Annotated in this window: 17 protein-coding genes and 1 riboswitch; of the genes, 4 read left to right on the plus strand and 13 right to left on the minus strand. The window is 62.4% G+C overall.

Features of this window, described 5'->3' with window-relative positions:
* Nucleotides 1–2: 2 nt before the first annotated feature.
* The 4 genes from FCL40_RS02900 to gltB form a co-directional block, all read right to left on the minus strand.
* On the minus strand, nt 3–965 hold the full coding sequence (locus tag FCL40_RS02900; RefSeq protein WP_136851154.1) for a cobalamin biosynthesis protein CobD/CbiB: 963 nt from the start codon (nt 963–965) through the stop codon (nt 3–5).
* Entirely contained in the window at nt 965–1,663 is a 699-nt protein-coding gene (mtnN, locus tag FCL40_RS02905; protein WP_136851156.1) for a 5'-methylthioadenosine/S-adenosylhomocysteine nucleosidase, read from the minus strand. Before mtnN ends, FCL40_RS02900 begins: the two co-directional genes overlap by 1 nt.
* Before the next feature lie 138 nt (nt 1,664–1,801).
* Nucleotides 1,802–3,217, minus strand: coding sequence for an FAD-dependent oxidoreductase (locus tag FCL40_RS02910; RefSeq protein WP_136851158.1), 1,416 nt, complete (start codon nt 3,215–3,217; stop codon nt 1,802–1,804).
* Between the two features lie 9 nt (nt 3,218–3,226).
* Nucleotides 3,227–7,678: a glutamate synthase large subunit gene (gltB, locus tag FCL40_RS02915; RefSeq protein ID WP_136851160.1), complete on the minus strand. Its 4,452-nt coding sequence runs from the start codon at nt 7,676–7,678 to the stop codon at nt 3,227–3,229.
* 414 nt (nt 7,679–8,092) lie between these two features.
* Here gltB and FCL40_RS02920 point away from each other — a divergent pair, with 414 nt between their 5' ends.
* Nucleotides 8,093–8,995 (plus strand): TIGR01212 family radical SAM protein, encoded by a 903-nt coding sequence (locus FCL40_RS02920; RefSeq protein ID WP_136851162.1) that lies wholly within the window; start codon nt 8,093–8,095, stop codon nt 8,993–8,995.
* Between the two features lie 73 nt (nt 8,996–9,068).
* On the opposite strand, the gene folE2 is transcribed toward FCL40_RS02920, so the two are convergent.
* Both folE2 and FCL40_RS02930 read right to left on the minus strand, forming a co-directional pair.
* A complete protein-coding gene (gene folE2, locus FCL40_RS02925) occupies nt 9,069–9,995 on the minus strand; it encodes a GTP cyclohydrolase FolE2 (RefSeq protein WP_136851164.1) in 927 nt (308 codons plus the stop codon).
* 368 nt (nt 9,996–10,363) lie between these two features.
* Nucleotides 10,364–10,612 (minus strand): hypothetical protein, encoded by a 249-nt coding sequence (locus tag FCL40_RS02930; RefSeq protein WP_169306981.1) that lies wholly within the window; start codon nt 10,610–10,612, stop codon nt 10,364–10,366.
* 236 nt (nt 10,613–10,848) lie between these two features.
* On the opposite strand from FCL40_RS02930, the gene FCL40_RS02935 reads away from it, so the two are divergent.
* A complete protein-coding gene (locus FCL40_RS02935; protein ID WP_136851168.1) occupies nt 10,849–11,211 on the plus strand; it encodes an Hpt domain-containing protein in 363 nt (120 codons plus the stop codon).
* Between the two features lie 51 nt (nt 11,212–11,262).
* Here the strand turns inward: FCL40_RS02935 and arcA are convergent, their stop codons facing one another.
* A complete protein-coding gene (gene arcA, locus FCL40_RS02940; RefSeq protein ID WP_136851170.1) occupies nt 11,263–11,982 on the minus strand; it encodes a two-component system response regulator ArcA in 720 nt (239 codons plus the stop codon).
* Nucleotides 11,983–12,499: 517 nt separating this feature from the next.
* Nucleotides 12,500–12,676: riboswitch (Lysine riboswitch) on the plus strand.
* Nucleotides 12,677–12,738: 62 nt separating this feature from the next.
* On the opposite strand from arcA, the gene lysC reads away from it, so the two are divergent.
* Entirely contained in the window at nt 12,739–14,109 is a 1,371-nt protein-coding gene (lysC, locus tag FCL40_RS02945; RefSeq protein WP_136851172.1) for a lysine-sensitive aspartokinase 3, read from the plus strand.
* A gap of 73 nt (nt 14,110–14,182) precedes the next feature.
* Here the strand turns inward: lysC and asnC are convergent, their stop codons facing one another.
* A complete protein-coding gene (gene asnC, locus FCL40_RS02950; RefSeq protein ID WP_136851174.1) occupies nt 14,183–14,644 on the minus strand; it encodes a transcriptional regulator AsnC in 462 nt (153 codons plus the stop codon).
* Between the two features lie 153 nt (nt 14,645–14,797).
* Here asnC and asnA point away from each other — a divergent pair, with 153 nt between their 5' ends.
* A complete protein-coding gene (gene asnA, locus FCL40_RS02955) occupies nt 14,798–15,775 on the plus strand; it encodes an aspartate--ammonia ligase (protein ID WP_136851176.1) in 978 nt (325 codons plus the stop codon).
* A gap of 52 nt (nt 15,776–15,827) precedes the next feature.
* Here the strand turns inward: asnA and rluA are convergent, their stop codons facing one another.
* The 5 genes from rluA to FCL40_RS02980 form a co-directional block, all read right to left on the minus strand.
* Nucleotides 15,828–16,487 carry a bifunctional tRNA pseudouridine(32) synthase/23S rRNA pseudouridine(746) synthase RluA gene (gene rluA, locus FCL40_RS02960; RefSeq protein WP_136851178.1) on the minus strand — a complete coding sequence of 220 codons (660 nt, stop codon included), beginning with the start codon at nt 16,485–16,487 and terminating at the stop codon, nt 15,828–15,830.
* A gap of 109 nt (nt 16,488–16,596) precedes the next feature.
* Entirely contained in the window at nt 16,597–18,045 is a 1,449-nt protein-coding gene (locus FCL40_RS02965; RefSeq protein WP_136851180.1) for a carbon starvation CstA family protein, read from the minus strand.
* 175 nt (nt 18,046–18,220) lie between these two features.
* Entirely contained in the window at nt 18,221–18,514 is a 294-nt protein-coding gene (locus tag FCL40_RS02970) for an integration host factor subunit alpha (RefSeq protein ID WP_136851182.1), read from the minus strand.
* A 92-nt stretch (nt 18,515–18,606) separates the two neighbouring features.
* Entirely contained in the window at nt 18,607–19,320 is a 714-nt protein-coding gene (gene btsR / locus FCL40_RS02975; protein ID WP_136851184.1) for a two-component system response regulator BtsR, read from the minus strand.
* Nucleotides 19,298–20,992 (minus strand): LytS/YhcK type 5TM receptor domain-containing protein, encoded by a 1,695-nt coding sequence (locus FCL40_RS02980; protein ID WP_169306985.1) that lies wholly within the window; start codon nt 20,990–20,992, stop codon nt 19,298–19,300. Before FCL40_RS02980 ends, btsR begins: the two co-directional genes overlap by 23 nt.
* Nucleotides 20,993–21,083 lie beyond the last annotated feature (91 nt).

A 21,083-nucleotide genomic window follows, 5' to 3' on the forward strand; every position in this document is an offset into this window, starting at 1 on the left:
GATTAGAGAGGACCACTGAGGGCCATGGCCAGCGCGCCGCCGCCCAGGAGCAACAGGGTGAGCCACAGCCATCGAGCCAACTGCAGCAGCTTGTCGGCCCGCAGCAGATGGTGCGCCCCCGGAGGGCGATCCGGCCCCAGTCTCGGACGCGGCAGGCGCCGCTCCTCCAACATCCAGGGGCCCCCCAGTTGGGCACCGAGATGATGGGCCATGGCGATCTGGGGCCAGTGGACACCGCCAGGCTGGGGCTCCTTGAGTTCCTGGAGCTCCCGCCAGCCCGCCAGGGGACGGCCATAGAGGCTCAGGGTCAGGGCCAACAGGGCATTGACCGGCAACTGCAGCCAGTGACTGATCCTGGCGATCCCCTGGCCGAAGAAGCGGGTGCGCCCTTTCAGCGGTGTCCACTGCCGGGCCAGCTGCAGTATCAGCCAGACGGCCAAGGCCGGAACCAGTCCCAGCAGGGGGTAGAACAGCAGCCAGCTGAAGGTGGTGCCGGCTTCATGAACCAGGCGGCTCTCGATGCCCGCCTTGACCAGGCCCACTTCGCTGAGGTTGTCGGTACGCCTCAGGGTAAAGGGGGCCAGGGTCTGCCTGGCCCGACCCTTGTGGCCGGCCTGAAGCTGGTGGACCAGGGCGCGATGCTCCAGCTGCTGGGTGCGCCCGGGCAGGCACAGGGCGATTAGCAGGATATGGAACGGCTCGGGATAGGCCGCCAGGCTCACCAGGGCCCACGACAGGCCGACGGCGGGCACCAGGATGATCATCAGGGAGAGGATACCCGCCAGCCGCTGCTGGGCACCATCCCGGTAGGGGTGGATCACCTTGTCGGCGATGGCATCCGCCAGCGTGGCCAACCGGTGGCTCAGCAGCCAGCGATCCGGCAGCTGCTGGTTGACCAGCACGGCGATCCCCAGTATCAGCGGGGGGGCCAGCCAGGGGTAGAGGGGGCCCAGCAGCGTCTGCATCAGCGGTTGAGCTTATCCAGCATGGCGATCACCACCTTGGCGGAGTGCTCACCGGCCTTGACGATAAAACTGTCGAAATCCACCGCGGAATCGTCGTTGGCGTTATCGGAGATGGCCCGAATTACCACGAAGGGCAGGTCGAACTGCTGACAGGTCTGGGCGATGGAGGCGGCCTCCATCTCACAGGCGGCCATGGCCGGGAAGTGGGAGAGCATCACCTTGGTGCGCTCGGGATCGGCGATGAAGCTGTCGCCGGTGCAGATCAGGCCCTGGATCGCCTTCACCTCACCCACCTCGGCGATGGCGGCCTTGGCGGCGTCCACCAGATCCTGAGCGGGGAGGAAGGCGGCGGGCTGGCTGGGCAGTTGACCCATCTCGTAGCCAAAGGCGGTGACGTCCACATCGTGGTAGCGCACCTCGCTGGAGATCACCACGTCACCGATGGCCAGATTGTGGGCGAAGCCGCCGGCGGAGCCGGTGTTGATCACCGCATCGGGGGCGAAACGCTCCACCAGCAGGGTGGTGGCGATGGCGGCGGTGACCTTGCCGATGCCGGAGCGGGTCACTACCACCTCGGTCCCATTGAGGGTACCGGAGTAGAACTCGATATTGGCGATGGTGGTGACGGTCAGGTCGTCGATGTGGCTGCGCAGCAGGGCAACTTCCTGCTCCATGGCGCCGATAATTCCGATCTTCATCTTGGGCTTATCTGTATCCGGGGAAAAGTGTGGCGGGCAGTGTAGCATAAGCGCACCGGAAATTAGCCCCTTTTGGAGGGCCGGACGGCCAAACAAAAGGGGCGGCCATGGCCGCCCCTCGCAGTAGGGATCCCAGGATTATCCCAGGTCGTCCAGCATATCCAGGATTCCGGTGGCGCCGTGGCGGCCCTCGTCGATGGCGGTCACCACCAGGTCGGAGCCGCGCACCATGTCGCCGCCGGCGAACACCTTGGGGTGACTGGTCTGGAAGGCATACTTGCCCTGGCTGGGGGCGCTGACCCGGCCCCAGTCGTCGGTGAGGATGCCGAACTCGCCGAACCAGGGCGCCGGACTGGGCTGGAAGCCGAAGGCGATCAGCACCGCGTCCGCCTCCAGAACATGCTCCGAGCCCTCCACCGGCTGGGGGCGGCGGCGGCCCTGCTCATCGGGATCACCCAGCTCGGTGCGGCAGCAGCGCACGCCGGTCACCCTGCCTTCGGCATCGGTGTCGATGGCCAGGGGCATGCGGTTGAACAGGAAGGTCACCCCCTCCTCGCGGGCGTTGGTTACCTCCCGGCGGGAACCGGGCATGTTGGCTTCGTCCCGGCGATAGGCGCAACTGACCTGGGCGGCCCCCTGGCGCACGGCGGTGCGCACACAGTCCATGGCGGTGTCACCGCCACCGAGCACCACCACCCGCTTGCCGGCCAGGTCCACAAAGGGGTGCTCACAGGGGTAGTTCTCCACCGCACTGGTGTTGGCGATCAGGTAGGGCAGCGCCTGGTAGACGCCGTCGGCATCCTCACCGGCCAAGCCGGCCTCCATCGCCGTGTAGGTCCCCATCCCCAGATAGACGGCGTCGTATTGGTCCAGCAGATCCTGGAAGGCCAGATCCCGGCCGATCTCGACACCGAGACGGAACTCGATCCCCATCCCCTCCAGCAGGGTGCGGCGGCGGCGAACCACCTCCTTCTCCAGCTTGAAACTGGGGATGCCGAAGGTGAGCAGGCCGCCGATTTCCGGCTGGCGGTCGTAGACCACCGCCTTGACACCGTTGCGGGTCAGCACGTCGGCACAGGCGAGGCCGGCGGGACCGGCGCCCACCACCGCCACCCTTTCCGGGCGGGCCTCCACCTCGGACAGGTCCGGTTTCCAGCCCATGGCGATGGCGGTGTCGGTGATGTACTTCTCCACGTTACCGATGGTGACGGCGCCGAACTCGTCGTTGAGGGTACAGGCGCCCTCGCACAGGCGATCCTGCGGGCAGACCCGGCCGCACATCTCCGGCAGGGTGTTGGTCTGGTGGGACAGCTCTGCCGCTTCCAGGATGCGCCCCTGCCTGGCCAGTTTCAGCCAGTCGGGGATGTAGTTGTGTACCGGGCACTTCCACTCACAGTAGGGGTTGCCGCAATCCAGGCAGCGATCCGACTGCTCGGTGACCCGCTCCTGTTCGAAGGGGTGGTAGATCTCGACAAACTCCTGCTTGCGGGTCGTGAGCGGAGCCTTCTCGGGGTCGTGGCGATCCACCTCAAGAAACTGAAATACGTTGCTCATCTTCACTCCTTAACTTGCCTTGACCTGCAACTGCTGGCTCTGCTCCAGCGCCATCAACTCGCCCAACTGACTCGCCCTGGGTTTGACGATACGGAACCTGGGCAGCCAGTTGGTGAAGTCTTCGAGTATCTCGGCGGCACGCTCGGAACCGGTGGTCTCCAGGTGCTCCTCCAGTAGGCGTTTGAGGTGCAGCTGCACCATCGGCTCCACCACAGGCAGCGCCTCGACCAGCTCCTTGTTGAGACGGCGATCCAGATAGTTTTTCTGGTCGAAGACGTAGGCAAAACCACCGGTCATGCCGGCACCGAAGTTCACCCCGGTGCGGCCCAGCACCATCACTACGCCGCCGGTCATATATTCACAGCCGTTGTCGCCACAGCCCTCGATAACCGCCACCGCGCCGGAGTTGCGCACCCCGAAGCGCTCTCCGGCGGTGCCGGCGGCAAACAGCTTGCCTCCGGTGGCGCCGTAGAGACAGGTGTTGCCGATGATGGCGGACTGGTGGCTGCGGTAGGCCACCCCGGGCGGCGGGGTGATCACCAGCCGCCCGCCGGTCATCCCCTTGCCCACGTAATCGTTGGCGTCACCGGCCAGGGTCAGGTGCATCCCCTCGACGTTCCACACGCCGAAACTCTGGCCGGCGGAGCCGTTGAAGCGGATGTCCAGCGGCGACTCCCGCAGCCCCTGGTTGCCCCACTTGGCGGCAATGTAGCCGGAGAGGGAGGCGCCGACACTGCGATCGGTGTTCTGCAGGGTCAGCTGCCAGCCGGCGCTCTGACGGGCGTCTACCGCCTGCTTGGCCAGCTCCAGCAACTGCTGGTTCTTCAGGCCCTTGTCATCCGGGTGGTTGCGCTCGGTGCAGAACAGTTCGGTATCGCTGCCTGCGGGCTGACTGGCCAGCACCGGGGAGAGATCCAGCTTCGACTGGCGAGGGGTGTCGCCGGGCAGCTGGGTCATCAGATCGGTGCGACCGATGAGCTGGTTGAACTCGGTCACCCCCAGTTGGGCCATGTAACGGCGCAGATCCTCGGCGACGAAGCGGAAGAAGTTCTCTACCTTCTCCGGGGTACCGTTGTAGTGGTTGCCGCGCAGATCCTCCCGCTGGGTGGCCACGCCGGTGGCGCAGTTGTTCAGGTGGCAGATACGCAGGTATTTGCACCCCAAGGCAATCATCGGCGCGGTACCGAAGCCGAAGCTTTCGGCCCCCAGCAGGGCGGCCTTGACCACATCCAGGCCGGTCTTGAGGCCGCCGTCCACCTGCAGGCGCACCTTGTGGCGCAGGCCGTTGGCCACCAGCGCCTGCTGCACCTCGGCCAGGCCCAGCTCCCAGGGGGAGCCGGCGTAGTGGATGGAGGTGATCGGGCTGGCGCCGGTGCCGCCGTCGTAGCCGGAGACGGTGATCATGTCGGCGTTGGCCTTGGCCACGCCACAGGCGATGGTGCCGATGCCGGGTTCGGACACCAGCTTCACCGAGACGCGCGCCTTGGGATTCACCTGCTTGAGATCGAAGATAAGCTGAGCCAGATCCTCGATGGAGTAGATGTCGTGGTGCGGCGGCGGGGAGATCAGGGTCACGCCGGGGCGCGAGTAGCGCAGGGTGGCGATCTCGGTGCTCACCTTGTTGCCGGGCAGCTGGCCACCCTCGCCGGGCTTTGCTCCCTGGGCGACCTTGATCTGGATGACGTCGGCGCTCATCAGGTAGGCGGCGGTGACACCGAAACGGCCTGAGGCCACCTGCTTGATGCGGCTGTTGCCCGGGCCGTTGAAGCGGCGGGGATCCTCGCCGCCCTCTCCGGAGTTGGAGTGGCCGCCGAGGCGGTTCATAGCGATGGCCAGGGCTTCGTGCGCCTCTGGCGACAGGGCGCCGATACTCATGGCGGCCGTGTCGAAACGCCAGAACAGCTTGTCGGCACCCTCCACCTGCTCCAGCGCCAGCCCCTGCTCGGGCGGGCTCAGCGTCAGCAGATCCCTCAGGGTGGCGACGGGACGGTTGTCCACCAGCTGACAGTAGTGGTCGTAATCCTTCTGGTTGCCGCTGGCCACCGCTTTCTGCAGCGCCTGGACTACGTCGGGGTTGAAGCAGTGGTATTCACCGCCGTGGACAAACTTGAGCAAGCCGCCGTGGCCCAGGGGCTGGCGTGCCTTGAAGGCGGCCTGGTGCAGCCGCTTCTGATCCTGCTCCAGATCGTCGAAGTCGGCACCCTGGATTCGGGCGGTGACGCCGTGGAAGCAGAGGTCGATCACCTCGCTGCCGAGGCCGACGGCCTCGAACAGGCGACTGCAGCGGTAGCTGGCGATGGTGCTGATCCCCATCTTGGAGAGGATCTTCTGCAACCCCTTGTCGATGCCGGCTCGGTAGCCCAGCAGAAGGTCGCGCAGCTCCGCTTCCTCACCCTGCTGGCGGGCCAGGGCGTCGATGGACTCATAGGCCAGGTAGGGGTAGATGGCGGTGGCACCGAAACCCAGAAGCACGGCGAAATGGTGGGGATCGCGGGCGGAGCCGGTCTCCACCAGGATGTTGGTATCGCAGCGCAGGTTGGTATCCACCAGGCGCTTTTGGACCGCGCCGACGGCCATGGCGGCAGGCACCACCAGCTTGTCCTTGGCCAGTTTGCGATCGGACAGCACCACCATGGTGGCGCCTTCGCGGGCGGCGGTCTCCGCCTCGGTACACAGGCGGCAGAGCGCCTGCTTCAGCCCCTCGCTCTCATCGTAGTTGAGATCCAGGGAGACCGAGCGGTAGTGGTCATTGTCCAGGGCCATCAACTGAGCAAAGTCGGAGTAGAGCAGCACCGGCGAGTCGAAGATCACCCGGTTGGCATGGCCGGTGGTCTCGTTGAACAGGTTCTGCTCCTTGCCGATGCAGGTGGCCAGGCTCATCACATGCTTCTCCCGCAGTGGGTCGATGGCCGGGTTGGTCACCTGGGCAAACTGCTGACGGAAGTAGTCGCAGATGTGGCGCACCTGCTCGGAGAGCACGGCGATGGGGGTGTCGTCGCCCATGGATCCGATCGCCTCCTGGGCACCGGAAGCCAGCGGCCAGAGGATCTCCAGCAGTTCCTCTCGCGACAGGTTGAACGCCTTCTGGTACTGGGCCAACTGGGCGCTGGAGAGGTCGCCGCAGCCCAGGGCGCTGGCATCCAGCTGCTGGGGCGGGATCAGCCGCTTGGAGTTGACCCGCATCCACTCGGCGTAGGGGTGGCGCTGCTTCAGATCCTCGTCGATCTCGAACGAGCGCATCAGGCTGCCGGTGAAGGTGTCCAGCACCAGCAGTTCACCGGGACCGACTCGGCCCTTCTCCACCACCTCATCGGGCTGGTAATCCCAGATCCCCACCTCGGAGGCCAGGGTGAGGATGCGATCCTTGGTGATCACATAGCGGGAGGGGCGCAGGCCGTTGCGATCCACGGCGCAGGCGGCGTGGCGGCCATTGGTCAGAACCACGCCGGCCGGGCCATCCCAGGGCTCCATGTGCATGGAGTTGAAGTCGTAGAACGCCTTGAGCTCTTCGTCCATTTCCGGATTGGATTGCCAGGCGGGCGGAATCAGCAGACGCATCGCCCGCTTGATGTCCATGCCGCCGGCCAGCAGCAGTTCCAGCATGTTGTCCAGGCTGGAGGAGTCGGAGCCAGTTTCGTTGACGAAGGGGGCGGCGTCGTGCAGATCCGGCAACAGTGGCGAGTTGAACTTGTAGGCTCGGGCCCGGGCCCACTGACGGTTGCCGGCGATGGTGTTGATCTCGCCGTTGTGGGCCAGGTAGCGGAACGGCTGGGCCAGGGGCCACCTGGGCTGGGTGTTGGTAGAGAAGCGCTGGTGAAACAGGCAGATGGCACTTTCCATCCGCAGATCCGCCAGGTCGGGGAAGACGTTGGGCAGATCCGCCGGCAACATCAGCCCCTTGTAGACCACCACCTGGCCGGAGAGGCTGGCGATATAGAAGTCGGCGTCATCCTGCAACTGCTTCTCGATGCGGCGCCGGGCCATATAGAGGCGCCGCTCCAGATCCCGGGCACGCCAGCCGGCCGGGGCGTTGATGAAGATCTGGGCAAAGGCGGGGACGCAGGAGGCGGCAATGCTGCCCAGCACCGATTCATTGACCGGCACTTCACGCCAGCCGAGGACCGACAGGGTCTCACGGCCCAACTCCTGTTCGATCAGGCTACGGGCGTGCTGGGCCCGGACCGGGTCCTTGCTCATCATCAGCATGCCCACGGCATACTTGTTGGACAGGCGCCACCCCTGCTCCTGGGCCAGGTGGCGGAAGAAGCCGTCCGGCTTCTTCATCAGCAGCCCGCAGCCGTCGCCGGTCTTGCCGTCGGCGCCGACGGCGCCGCGGTGTTTCAGGCGATCCAGAGCCTGGATTGCGGTACGGACAATACGGTGACTGGGCTCGCCATCCATGTGGGCTATGAGCCCGAAACCACAATTTTCACGCTCAAAATCAGGCTGGTACAACGACATTCCCTCTCCTCCGCGTCGTGCAAAACTGACTACTTTTAACAACATATTTATGCAGGTGAACGATTCAAAGTACCTAGGCTGGGTACAAAGGTCAATCGATGCACCATTCTGGTAAGTTGGACGAGAATGGAAACATTGACAACCTATATCATCGCCATATTCGGAGTTTGCCGGGCAAAGATTCTGTTTGGGCTGTCAGAAAACTGTGAACCGGCGCAGAAACCCCTTTCTCTATCCGATCCCGATCCTGTTAACCGGCGCAGGGGTGGAGTTGGATCACACCCCTCTCCTGGCGGGGGGCTTGGGTTGTCGATGAATAATCATTCGGGATATTGTGCAAAGCTGTGATCCGGATCCTGCGGTTGGCCTCTGCGCTTTAGGTACAATGGCGCGTTTTCGACTTCTGGAGCTGTCATGGGGCTGGATCAGTACGTTCATACCCTGGGTAACCATATGAAGGCGCGCTACGGTCAGAAGATCCACAAGCTGACCATCGACGCCAGTTTCACCTGCCCTAACCGGGACGGCAGCCTGGGGCGAGGGGGCTGCACTTTCTGCAACGTCACCTCCTTCAGCGCCGAAGCGGGCCAGGGCAAGAGCGTGGCGCTGCAGCTGGCGGAGGGGAAGGCCCGTCGCGGCGACAGCAAGCGCTACATGGCCTATTTTCAGGCCTACACCTCTACCTATGATGAGTACCGGGTGCTGAAGCGGCGCTACGAGGAGGCGCTGGCGGTGTCCGACATCGTTGGGCTGTGTGTGGGAACCCGGCCCGACTGTGTGCCGGACTCGGTACTGGATCTGATGGCCGGCTACCGGGCACAGGGGATGGAGTTGTGGCTGGAGCTGGGGCTGCAGTCTGCCCACGATGACACCCTGAAACGGATCAACCGCGGCCACGGTTTCGGGGCCTACCGGGATGCGCTGACCCGTGCCCGTGCCCTGGGGATCCAGGTGTGCACCCACCTGATCATGGGATTGCCCGGTGAAGGGCCAGACCACGCCTTCGAAACCCTGGATCGGGTACTGGAACTGGGCGTGGACGGACTGAAGCTGCATCCGTTGCACGTGGTGCAAAATAGCACCATGGCCAAACAGTATCAGGCGGGACGCCTGCCGCTGATGGACGCGGACATCTACATGGATACCGCCGCCGAGATGATCCGTCGTACCCCGCCATCGGTGGTGTTTCACCGGATCAGTGCCTATGCCCGGCCGCCGGAGCTGATTGCACCGGATTGGTGCTCAGACAAGTGGCTGGCCCTCAATGGCATCCTCGACCGCCTGAAGCGGGATGGGGGGCAGGGTAGCGCCCTTTAGGGGCCGCTGGCCTGGGACACGACGATCAAGAAAGGCCGCAGTTGCGGCCTTTTCTTTCGGGGATCGGGCAGCTTTACGGCTGGTAGCCGTTCTCCACACCCTTGCAGGTGACCGACACCGCGTCATGGGCATGCAGACTTTCCAGGTGGTTCACCCGCAGCCAGAAGTCGTGGAAGCGGCTCTCCTCGTTGAGCGCGGTCTTCAGCCGACGGGCGGCGTCCTCGACGAACATCAGGTTCTGCCCGTTGAGGCGGGCAAACTCTTGCTCATCTTCCCGCTTCACCGCCGCCTGCACCGGGGTGGCCAGGGCCCCCTCGATGCGGTCCACCAGGTTCACCAGAGGCAGCTGCTCCAGGGTGTCATCCATCTTGACCCACACCTGGGCCAGGCTGCGCTGGCTGTGGGGAGTGGCGACCACCCCCTGGGTGGTACCCAGCCACTGGTGCACCTCTTCGGCGGTCATCGTCTGGCGGTCGGCAAACTGGTTGTTGAACGCTTCCTGGATCAGCTGCCGGGCCAGGGCGGCGGAGCAGGGGCAGGTGGAGGAGTAGGCCACCTCCACGCTCATCTCCAGGGTCAGTTTGCCCTGGTTGAGGCTGCCCACCAGGGTCACCGGATAGGCGCGCCAGCCGCTGTTGTCGGACAGCAGCGAGCCGCGGCGCAGGTGGTAGTCGAAGCTGATCTTAACCTTGGCCTGGTCGGACAGTGCCTCATGGCTGGAGATAAAGCCATCCAGCAGGGACTTGAGGCTGGCCAGGGTCAGTTCGCCGTTGAGGGACAGCTGGTCCAGAGCCAGGTAGAGGCGCGACATATGGATCCCCTTGGCCTGGGGATTCGGCAGGTTTACAAAGGCCTCCACCTTTGCGGACACCGGGCGGGTCTGGCCGTCGTCGGCCTTCACCGTCAGTGGAAGTTCGATGTTGCTCATGCCCACCCAGTCCAGGGTGCCACCCACCTGGGCTTTGGCACTGCTCGCTACATCGGGCATTGTTGTCGCCATGGACACAGACTCCGTCAATTCTCTAACCCTCAAACTGCTTAAGGGCGGGATTGTAACATGTGGAGCGATGTTCTCAGCGAAAAACTTTGGCGCACCACTCGATTGTCCCAAGCGGCTTTTTCGGCCAGCGGCACCTGGCGAAGGCGGGCGCCGGCAGGGGGAGCCGCGGGAGCTGGGCAGGCAATTTACCTCAGTGAGCCGATGCTCCTCAACCATGGGTTTTGTGAGGGTTTTGGCAGTTCAGCCGGTGTCCTGGCGGCCCCGCTGCGGTCGGCGAAGCTGCCCCACAGTACCTGGTACCAGCCGTTGCTGAAGTGGAGATGGTCATCCTCTCCCAGCCCCAGCCGACGGCGCTGCCGTCGTCGAGTTCACGGACCGCTTCGGCAAATCTGGTGCTTGAACTCGTAGGAGTGCAGGGCCAGATCCTCCTGGCTGAACAGGTAGTCCTGGGTCAGAAAATCCTCACCGGCGAGGTCCGCCTCCCCCTGGAGATGGAGCAGCCTCGGGTTGTAGTACCGGTAGTCGTGGGGATGTTGAGGGTCGAAGCTGGTCTGGGTCAGGTCGGTCTGCCGGTTGGGATCCGAGGTCACCTGGTTCAGGGTGAGCCTTTGATCCACCGCCGGCAGGGGAATCTCTTCGGAATGGGCACCAGGGCTGCAACAACACAGCAACCCTGACAGGGCAAGGGTAACAACTCGCATCAAAGCGACTAGGATCGGGATAAAACTGCCAAGGGTGGTATCACTGTTCATGCAGTTTCATGGGTGAAAAACCAATAATTTACAATGGTGAAATTGTCCCTCTGTGATAATCTGTCTCTCTTGGGATGTGACGAGTAAGATGGAGTGTAAGCATGACGGAGGCAAACAGCGCTTCGCTGGATCTGCAGACCCTGGATGCCTATTGCGCCGCCATTGGGGCCGCCACCCTGCTTAAGAGTGTGGTGGTGTTTGAACAGATGGCGCCCGAGTATCTGCAAACCATGGCTGCGGCCATGCAGAGCAAGGATAAGCCTCTGTTATGCAGTGAGGCCCACAAGTTGAAGGGCGCCGCCGGTTCCGTGGGACTGAAACGCATCCAGGAGCTGTCTCAGCAACTGCAGTGTGGTGATCTGCCCCAGTGGCAGGAGGGGCACCAGCAGTGGTATCAGCAGATTGAACGACACCTGGAAGAGGATGTCGCCAGCCTGAAGCAGTATCTCAGCCAACGCAGCTGAGACAGACACAAAAAAAGCCGCTGTTCAGCGGCTTTTTTTATGACCCGGGTTTTACTGGTTTTCCAGCTGGCCGCAGAAGCGGTACCCTTCGCCGTGGATGGTGGCGATGATCTCCGGGGTTTCCGGATGGCTTTCGAAATGTTTGCGGATGCGACGGATGGTCACGTCCACGGTACGGTCATGGGGCTTGAGCTCACGGCCGGTCATCTTCATCAGCAGATCCGCCCGGGAGAGGATCTTACCCGGGTTCTCCACGAAGTGCAGCATGGCACGGAACTCGCTGCGAGGCAGCTTGAAGGGCTCGCCGCTGGGGCTGACCAGGGAGCGACTGTTGATCTCCAGGGACCAGCCGTTGAACAGGTAGTGTTCGACCTGGGGCTTCTCTTCCGGCTGCTTGCTGGAGCTGACGATGCGGTTCAGCAGGTTGCGGGCACGGATGGTCAGCTCACGGGGGTTGAACGGCTTGGTGATGTAATCATCGGCACCGATCTCCAGGCCGAGGATCTTGTCGACCTCGTTATCACGACCGGTGAGGAACATCAGGGCGATGTTGTTGTTCTCACGCAGTTCGCGAGCCAGCAGCAGGCCATTCTTGCCTGGCAGGTTGATGTCCATGATCACCAGGTTGACCTTGTGCGTCTTGAGCACGTCGTGCATCTCGTCGCCATCGACGGCCTCGGATACCAGGTATCCCTCGGCTTCAAAAATACTCTTCAGTGTGTTTCGAGTGACGGCTTCGTCCTCGACAATCAGGATATGTGGATTTTGCATGATTCAGCTACCTAAAGCTCTCGCCATATTAAACTAACCGCCCCGGACCGTTCGGACTTCATCCGGAGCAAGAATGCCTATGCAAATTCCTTTTCGGCGTGTAAAAGCCCGATGCGCTAGCATTGGGGGGAGCAGGACGAGTTTGGAGTCGTTCTGTTCATTTGAAGCGTTCAAAATACCGTATTTGGGCTCAATTGTTATCCACAAATGTTAACAGAATCCAATTTCTGCCGTTTGTGTCACACTTTGTGAAACTCACGGGTGGTTATTTGTGTCGGTCTGTTAGCTCTAACGCCTTAAGGTGTTTGTAATGATAGACGAATTACAGTGCGGTGCCCCGAGTCGGGCTCCTCAGCCGCAGGGAGAGCCGATTGAAACCGTGACCCCGCCCTCGTGAGAGGGGCGTGCGCGGTACATTACTTACTCAATCGTTTGACATTAAATCTGCATTAAGGTTTAGTGTCTGCAACCCTACGGGCTCAGTTTTAACCAGATACCCTGTCTGGAAGCTGAACCCAGGGCCAGAAGAGGTGCACTGCCCAGGCAGTTTCGGCGAGAGGATCGGTCCTCATCGACCCGGAATCAGGGGGAGCAGTGCCGAGAGGGGGCCGGCGGCCGATCGCCCTTCCCTCGGTCGATGGGGCTGAATCCCCATGACTGTCACCGAGAGATGTGGTGGAGAGCTTCTGGTCGCTTGCGCTGTCCCCTGCGTGTTGTCGAGCCAGACTCTTCGAACAGTGATACAGGTTCGAAGTCATGAATGAACGTTTGTCTACCCTTAGCGTCGCCAAGTTCGGCGGCACCTCAGTGGCCGATCTGCCGGCGCTGAACCATTGTGCCGACATCATAGTGTCGGATCCCTCCGTGCGCCTGGTGGTGGTCAGCGCCGCCGCCGGTGTCACCAACCGCCTCGTTGAGCTGGCGTCCGGCACCCTGGATGAGACCCGTCGGCAGCTGCTGCTGCGAGAAGTGGCGGCCATCGAGTACGCCATGCTGGACCGGCTGGACAACCCCTCCGCCATCGCCGCCGAACTGGACGGCTACCTGGCGGAGATGGACAGGCTCTCCCAGTTCCTGTCGCAGCACCCGGGCGAGGTGGAGTCCATGGACCGGTTGCTCTCCATGGGGGAGCGCTGCTCTTCGCTGCTGATGACCCAGGTGCTGCTTCAGCGAAAGATGGCGGCGGTCAACTTCGATGCCTGCCTGGTGGTGCGCACCGATGATCATTTTGGCCGGGCCACCCCGGAGATCGGCGCCATAGGCCGTCTGGCCAGGGAGCAACTGGCCCCCCTGGTCGCCCACCAGGTGGTGGTGACCCAGGGGTTCATCGGCAGCGACAACCGGGGCCGGGTGACCACCCTGGGCCGGGGCGGCTCCGATTTCAGTGCGGCACTGTTGGCCGAGGGCCTGGGGGCCGACAACCTGGCGATCTGGACCGATGTGGATGGCATCTACAGCTGTGATCCCCGGGTGGTATCCCGCGCCAGGCCGATCCAGGAGCTCAGTTTCAACGAGGCGGCGGAGATGGCCACCTTTGGTTCCAAGGTGCTGCACCCGGCCACCATACTGCCGGCGGTGCGCAGCGGCACCTCGGTGTTCGTTGGTTCCACCCGGGAACCGGAGAAGGGGGGAACCTGGATCCGTAACCGCTGTGACAGCAAGCCGGTGTTTCGGGCCCTGAGCCTGAGACGCCACCAGACCCTGCTGACCTGTCACAGCCTGAACATGCTCCATGCCCAGGGGTTCCTGGCAGAGCTGTTTGCCATCCTGGCACGCCACCGCATCTCGGTGGACTTGATCACCACCTCGGAGGTGTCCGTGGCGCTGACTTTGGACCAGACAGGGTCCGACTCCAGCGGCCGGGCGCTGATCTCCGAGGCGCTGCTGGAGGAGCTGTCGCCCCTGTGCCGGGTCGAGGTGGAGCAGGATCTGGCGCTTGTGGCAGTGATCGGTAATCACATCGCCCACACCGCCGGCATCGGCCTCAAGGTGCTGGAGGCGATGGCCGGCAGCAATGTCCGGATGATCTGTCAGGGGGCCAGCGCCCACAACCTCTGTTTCCTGGTCGGTGAGGAGGAGGGGGAGAGCGTGGTGCGGCGCCTGCACGACAGCCTGTTACCCGAGTAACCCCCCATTGGGAGCCTGAGGGCTCCCTTTTTTATGGCGGTTCGCCCGGGGAGGGAGCGTGTCGGCGTCGGAGCTAGGGGGCGATCTGCCGATGGATGGGCTGCTGCAGCGACAGCAGGGTCTCCGTCGACTGAATCTGCTCAATACTCTGGATCTCATGAACCAGCAGCGCATGGAGGGCATCGATATTGTGGGTCAGGATCTTGGTGAAGATGCTGTAGTGACCGGTCGTATAGTAGGCCTCCACCACCTGGGGCAGGGCCTGCAACTTCTCCAGCACCGCCGGGTAGTCGCCCGCCGCCTTCAGGTTGATGCCGATAAAGCAGCACACCTGATATCCCAGCTTCTTGGGGTCGACCACCACCTGGGCCGAGGTGATGATACCGGCCTGCTTCATCTTCTCCACCCGAACATGGATGGTGCCGGGACTGACCCCGTTGCGCTTGGCCAACTCGGCATAGGGGGTGCGGGCATCTGCCTGCAGAGCGGTGAGGATCGATCTGTCCAGATTATCGATTCGATAGTCGTCGTGCACTTTTTTGCCTCCTGATTAGCGAATTCTCAATATATTTCCTTTTTATTGAGCAATCAAAGTTGTTGTCGGTTTATTTGTTGATGAATATTGAATCTTGGTGGCGATGTATTGAAAAATCCTCTTCCAGACAAGCCAATGATTGAGGATTGAACCATGAAACACAGCTACATCGAGACCCAGCAGCAGATCGCTTTCGTTAAAGAGACCTTTGGCCAACAGCTGTGTCGTCGCCTCAATCTGCTGGAAATTCAGGCCCCGCTGTTGTCTGAAGTGGGCAGTGGTCTTCAGGATGGGTTGTCCGGTCAGGAGAAGGCGGTACAGGTCAAGGTGAAGGCGCTGCCGGAGCGCGGTTTCGAGGTGGTGCACTCCCTGGCCAAGTGGAAGCGGGCCACCCTGGGGCGCTATGGTTTCGATGCCGGCGAGGGGGTCGTCGCCCAGATGAAGGCACTGCGTCCGGATGAGGATGCCCTGGGCCCCAAGCATTCGGTCTTTGTGGATCAGTGGGACTGGGAGCAGGTGCTGGGAGGGGGGGAACGAACCCTGGAGGGGCTTACCGCCCGGGTCGAGGCGATCTATCAGGCGCTGCGGGATACCGAAGCCGCGGTGGCCGTCCGGTTTGGTTTGCCCGCCATCCTGCCGGAGTCCATCAGCTTCGTTCATGCGGAGTCGCTGCGCCAGGCCTATCCCGAGTTGAGTGCCAAGGAGCGGGAGAGCAGAATCTGCCGGGAGAAGGGGGCGGTGTTCCTGATCGGCATCGGTGCCGAGCTGGGTGACGGTCAGGCCCATGACTGCCGAGCTCCCGACTATGATGACTGGAGCAGTGAGTCCGAGCTGGGTAAGGGGCTCAACGGCGATATCCTGGTGTGGAACCCGGTGCTGGAGGACGCCTTTGAGCTCTCCTCCATGGGGATCCGGGTGGATGCCGAGACGCTGGCCCGGCAGATGCAGCTGGCGGGCAAGGCCCAGGAGCTGGAGCAACCCTGGCACAAGGCGTTGCTGGCCGGCGAGTTGCCACAGACCATCGGCGGCGGCATTGGCCAGTCTCGCCTGGCGATGTTCATGCTGGGAATGAGCCACATCGGCCAGGTGCAGTGCGGGGTGTGGCAGGAGTCCTGCCCAAGCCGGCTGTAACGCGCAACCGCTCAGAGTCAGGGGTCCCTCGGGGCCCTTTTTCGTGGCTAGCTCAACGGAAGGGCAGCGGTGCCTCGAAGGTCATCGGCGCCTTGCTGTAGGGGTGGCTGAAGGCCAGGCGGCTGGCATGCAGCTGCAGGCGGCTGGCGGCGGCCAGGGCTTCCCCCTCGGCGTAGAAGCGGTCACCACAGATGGGATGGCCCAGGGCCAGCATATGCACCCTTAGCTGGTGGGAGCGGCCGGTGATGGGCGTCAGTTCCACTAGGGCACTCTCCGGCCCCTGCTCCACCACCCGGTAGAGGGTGCGGGAGGGCTTGCCCTGCTGGTGACACACCATCTGTTTGGGACGGTTGGGCCAGTCGCAGATCAGCGGCAGGTCCACCTCGCCCTCGGCGGGAAGGACTTGGCCCCACACCCTGGCGTGGTAGGTCTTGGCGGTCTCCCGCTCCCGGAACTGGCGCTTGAGCTCCCGTTCGGCCTCCTTGTTCAGGGCAAACACCATCACTCCGGAGGTGTCCATATCCAGCCGGTGGACCACCTGGGCTTCGGGATGCAGGCTCAGCACCCGGGCATAGCTGGAGTCATGGTGGGCTGGATCCCGCCCCGGAACCGACAGCAGGCCACTGGGCTTGTCCACCACCAGGATATCCCGGTCCTGGTGCAGGGTGACCAGGAAGGGATCGGTTGGGGGATGATAGGCCATGGGTTTCATTGTGCTGCTCCTCGTGTCCGGGGCGCTCACCATACTGTCAGATGGGCGGTGATGCAAGCCCACAAAAAAGGGCCCCTCGGGGCCCTTGAACTTAGAATCGGCGTGTGTCTCAGGCAGATTCCAGAGACTCGATGTCGGCAGGCAGCGGCTTCTTGCCAATGATGCCTACCACCAGGCCAGCAATCACCAGGGCCAGTACCACACCTGCGGCGGTGGAGACGGTCATTGAGAGACCGAAGCCCAGGGTGGGGTTGTTCAGGATGAAGGTGATTACCACGGTAGTCATAAAGGTGGCCGGTACGGTGCAGATCCAGTGCAGGCGGTTGGCTCGGGCCAGGTAGGCCGCCGCGGTCCACAGCATGATGACGGCGGTAGACTGGTTGGCGAAGCCGAAGTAGCGCCAGATGACCCCGAAGTCTACCTGAGTCAGGATGGCACCGATGGCGAACAGGGGCACGGCAATCATCAGACGCTTAGGCAGCTGTTTTTGAGGCAGCTTGATGAACTCAGCCAGAATCAGACGGGCAGAGCGGAACGCGGTGTCACCAGAGGTGATGGGCAGAACCACCACACCCAGGATAGCCAGCACGCCACCCAACGCACCCAGCAGACCGGTAGAGGCTTCGAATACCACGTTGGAGGGACCACCGTTAGCCAGGGCAGCCTGCAGGCCTTCAACACCGTGGAAGAAGGAGAGGGCCAGGGCACACCAGATCAGGGCGATGATACCTTCACCAATCATGGCGCCGTAGAAGACAAAGCGACCGTTCTTCTCGTTCTCCATGCAGCGGGCCATCAGGGGAGACTGAGTGGCGTGGAAGCCGGAGATGGCGCCACAGGCGATGGTGATGAACAGGGCGGGCCACAGGGGCTTGTCCGCAGGGTTCAGGTTGGTCAGCAGGTCGCCGGCGGTAACACCAGGCAGCATGGAGTAGTCGGCGGACACCATGATGGCGATGGTCAGGCCCACGGACATGAACAGCAGCAGGGCGCCGAAGAAGGGGTAGAGGCGGCCGATGATCTTGTCAACGGGTACCAGGGTGGCGATCAGGTAGTAACCGAAGATGATGGTCAACAGCAGGGTCTTGTCCCAGCCGCTCAGCTTCACCAGCAGGCCCGCAGGAGCAGAAACGAACACCACCCCGACCAGTACCAGCAGCACCAGGGCGAAGATGTTCATAAAGTGTTTGGCGTTGTTGCCCAGGTAGCGACCGGCCAGGTTGGGTACGGAGGCACCGCCGTTCCGCACGGAGAGCATGCCGGAGAAATAGTCGTGTACCGCACCGGCGAAGATACAGCCGATCACGATCCACACCATGGCCGCAGGGCCGTACATGGCGCCGAGAATCGGGCCGAAGATGGGGCCGACACCGGCGATGTTCAGCAGTTGAACCAGATAGACCTTACGCTTGGACATGGGAACATAGTCCACGCCATCGGTCAGGGTGTGGGCAGGAGTGGTGCGTTCGGGCTTGATGCCGAACACCTTTTCGACGAATGTGCCGTAGATAAAGTAGCCGCCTATGAGCAGGCCAACAGCTAGCAGGAACCAAGTCATGTTTTCATCCCCTCTTTTTGAGTGGTTCCATTCTACTGAACTGAATTTCTACTCGGTGGGGGGATTGAGTAAGCGGTCGTCTGCGCCGTTAAGCGGTCACTATGGCCGGTCAGCGGAGCCGGGAGGTAATGGAGATGTAATTAAACTGTGACCGACATCATGGGTCGGGGGGAGATTACTCCGCCTTCAGGGTGGCCACCCGTCCCTTGAGCTTGCCGCCGGCGGCGAAGGTGACCACCCGCCGGCCGGAGATCTCATGCTCCTCACCGGTCTTGGGGTTGCGTCCCGGGCGAGGACTCTTGTCTCTCAGGTGGAAGACGCCGAAGCCGCTCAGTTTCACCTCTTCACCGTTTTCCAGGCAGGCGCGAATCTCCTCGAAGAAGGCGTCCACCAGGTTCTTGGCGTCGTTGGTGGACAGGTTCAGGTTGGTGATCAGGTTCTGCGTCAGCTCGGCTTTGGTCAGGGACATGGGAGACACCTCGTTTTGCCAGTCAGTCGTGCCGTGTCGGCGGCTAAACTAAGTGTAGTGACTGATTTGCAAAGGTGCCTAATAAATCACAATTATTGAAAGCCTAGGGTCTGCTTCAGCGCCTTGAGATAGCGCCTGCTCACCGGCAGCGTCGCCCCCCCCTGGGTGTGGATTTCGCCGTTGCCCCCCTCCTGGAGTTCGATCTCGGCGATGGCCGCCGGGTGGATCAGGTACTGGCGATGGCATCGCAGCAGCGGGGTGCGGCTCTCCAGCACCTTGAGGGTCAGCTGGGTGTGGATCACCTCGTCGGCACTGGCCACATGGACCCCGCCCAGATCGGAGTAGGCGTACTCCACATTCTCCACCTTGAGTACCTTGAGCAGGGTACCGCTGTAGCAGGGGATCAGCGACAGCTGTTCCGGCACCATGGGGCTGAGATCCTGGGGGCCCTGGGCACGGCGTACCCGCTCCAGGCACTTCTCCAGCCGTTCGGTCTCTATGGGCTTGAGCAGATAGTCGAAGGCGTTGTTCTCAAAGGCCTTGACCGCATACTCGTCGTAGGCGGTGACAAACACCACCTTGGGCAGATTATCCGGGTCCAGCATCGCCAGCATCTCCATGCCGCTGATCTTGGGCATGGAGATGTCCAGGAACACCAGGTCCGGCTTGTGCTGGTGGATGGCGGCGATCCCCTCTACCGCGTTGGCGCATTGTGCCAACACCCGGATGTCCGGGTAGTGGGTCAGCAGGCTGGCCAGCTCTTGCCGGGCCAGGGGTTCATCATCAATCAGCAGGGTGGTAATCATCACTGTGTTCCACGGCAGGCAGGGTCACGGTCACTTTAGTATAGTGCTGGGGGTGACAGTGGACGCTGATGCCAAATTGTTGTCCATATTGTGCTTTTATTCGTTTATCCACCAGGTTCATCCCCAGGCCGCTGCTGTTGGGGTTCTCCTTGTAGGCGCCGGCATTGTCCTCCACCGTCAGGATCAACTGGTCGCCGTCCCGGTGGGCGCCGATGTCGATTTTACCCGGTTCGAACAGATTGGCGATACCGTGTTTGACGGCGTTTTCCACCAGGGGCTGCAGGGTAAAGGTGGGCATCCTCAGGTGAAGGACGTTGTGCTCTATCTGACGGCTGATGGAGAGGCGGTCACCGAACCGAGCCTTCTCCACTTCCAGATAGGCATCGATGTGCTCCAGTTCGTCCTTGAGGGTGACCACCCCGGCGCCCCGCTTCAGGTTGCCGCGCAGGAAGGTGGCCAGGTGTTGAATCAGCTCCCGGGCACGGTTGGAGTCGCTGCGAGTCACCGCCGCCACCGTATTGAGGGCATTGAACAGGAAGTGGGGATTCACCTGGGCCTGCAGCAACTTCAGTTCCGCCTGGGTCAGCAGGTTGCTCTGGTGCTGGTAGCGGCCGTGCAGTATCTGGTTGGAGAGCAGCTTGGCAATTCCCTCGCCCAGGGTGCGGTTGATGTTAAGAAACAGCTTGTTCTTGGCCTCATACAGCTTGATGGTGCCGATAACCTCATTCTCCCCGCGCAGGGGAATCACCAGGCTGGATCCCAGGGGACAGTTCTTGGACACCGAGCAGTGGTACTTTAGCTGCAGGCCGTCGGCGTACATCACCCGATCATTGCGGATCGCCTCCATGGTGATCTCCGAGGAGATGGGGGTGTTGGGCAGGTGGTGATCCGACCCCATGCCGATGAAGGCCAGCAGTTTCTCGCGGTCGGTAATGGCCACCGCGCCAACCTGGGTCTCCTCGTAGACGATGCGAGCCACCTGCTTGGTGGTGGTGGCGTTGAACCCCTGGCTGAGGATCCCCACGGTACGTTCGGCGATCTTCAGAGCCTTGGCGGAGAACACCGACGACATCTTCTCCACCATCACCCGCTGATCCCTCAGCATGCTCATAAACATGGCGGCGCCGATGCTGTTGACCAGCAGCATCGGCGGGGCGATCACCTGCACCAGTTGCCAGGCGTCTGCGAAGGGGCGGGCCACCAGCAGGATGATGATCATCTGCAACACCTCAGCCCACAGGGCGACCAGGGCCACCAGGGCGGGACGGAAAAGCTGCTCCAGTTTGCCTTTGCGGATCAGGTAGGCGTGCACCAGTCCGGCGGACAGGCCCTCGAGGGTGGTGGAGATGGCGCAGGCGAGATCGGTGAAGCCGCCGAGGCTGTAGCGGTGCAGCCCTCCGGTGAGTCCCACGGCAAACCCGGTGATCGGCCCCCCCAGCAGGCCGGAGAGCACGGCGCCCATGGCGCGGGTATTGGCGATGGCGCCGTTGGTCTGCTCGCCGAAGTAGGTGCCCAGGATGCAGAAGCAGCTGAACACCCCGTACAGCATCAGCCGGTGGGGCACCCGGTGGGAGAGGGTGACCAGGGGTTTGAACACCGGCGTCTTGGTGAAGATGTAGGCGATCACCAGATAGAGGGACATCTGCTGAGTCAGGTTCAGGATCAGTTGCAGGGCCTCGATGGAGATCATCGGCCGCTCCAATTGCCGGAAACCGGATTCAGATCAAAGATAGCATTTAAAAGGTGCATATAATTTGAATCTT

The sequence above is a fragment of the Ferrimonas sediminicola genome (assembly GCF_005116715.1).
Classification (GTDB): domain Bacteria; phylum Pseudomonadota; class Gammaproteobacteria; order Enterobacterales; family Shewanellaceae; genus Ferrimonas; species Ferrimonas sediminicola.

What these genes read in the sequence shown, in the direction of transcription:
- btsR (WP_136851184.1), bottom strand. Translation starts at nt 19,320, where the DNA reads ATGATTACCACCCTGCTGATTGATGATGAACCCCTGGCCCGGCAAGAG.
- rluA (WP_136851178.1), bottom strand. Translation starts at nt 16,487, where the DNA reads ATGAAACCCATGGCCTATCATCCCCCAACCGATCCCTTCCTGGTCACC.
- mtnN (WP_136851156.1), bottom strand. Translation starts at nt 1,663, where the DNA reads ATGAAGATCGGAATTATCGGCGCCATGGAGCAGGAAGTTGCCCTGCTG.
- FCL40_RS02920 (WP_136851162.1), top strand. Translation starts at nt 8,093, where the DNA reads ATGGGGCTGGATCAGTACGTTCATACCCTGGGTAACCATATGAAGGCG.
- folE2 (WP_136851164.1), bottom strand. Translation starts at nt 9,995, where the DNA reads ATGGCGACAACAATGCCCGATGTAGCGAGCAGTGCCAAAGCCCAGGTG.
- arcA (WP_136851170.1), bottom strand. Translation starts at nt 11,982, where the DNA reads ATGCAAAATCCACATATCCTGATTGTCGAGGACGAAGCCGTCACTCGA.
- asnA (WP_136851176.1), top strand. Translation starts at nt 14,798, where the DNA reads ATGAAACACAGCTACATCGAGACCCAGCAGCAGATCGCTTTCGTTAAA.
- lysC (WP_136851172.1), top strand. Translation starts at nt 12,739, where the DNA reads ATGAATGAACGTTTGTCTACCCTTAGCGTCGCCAAGTTCGGCGGCACC.
- FCL40_RS02910 (WP_136851158.1), bottom strand. Translation starts at nt 3,217, where the DNA reads ATGAGCAACGTATTTCAGTTTCTTGAGGTGGATCGCCACGACCCCGAG.
- gltB (WP_136851160.1), bottom strand. Translation starts at nt 7,678, where the DNA reads ATGTCGTTGTACCAGCCTGATTTTGAGCGTGAAAATTGTGGTTTCGGG.
- FCL40_RS02965 (WP_136851180.1), bottom strand. Translation starts at nt 18,045, where the DNA reads ATGACTTGGTTCCTGCTAGCTGTTGGCCTGCTCATAGGCGGCTACTTT.
- FCL40_RS02970 (WP_136851182.1), bottom strand. Translation starts at nt 18,514, where the DNA reads ATGTCCCTGACCAAAGCCGAGCTGACGCAGAACCTGATCACCAACCTG.
- FCL40_RS02935 (WP_136851168.1), top strand. Translation starts at nt 10,849, where the DNA reads ATGACGGAGGCAAACAGCGCTTCGCTGGATCTGCAGACCCTGGATGCC.
- FCL40_RS02900 (WP_136851154.1), bottom strand. Translation starts at nt 965, where the DNA reads ATGCAGACGCTGCTGGGCCCCCTCTACCCCTGGCTGGCCCCCCCGCTG.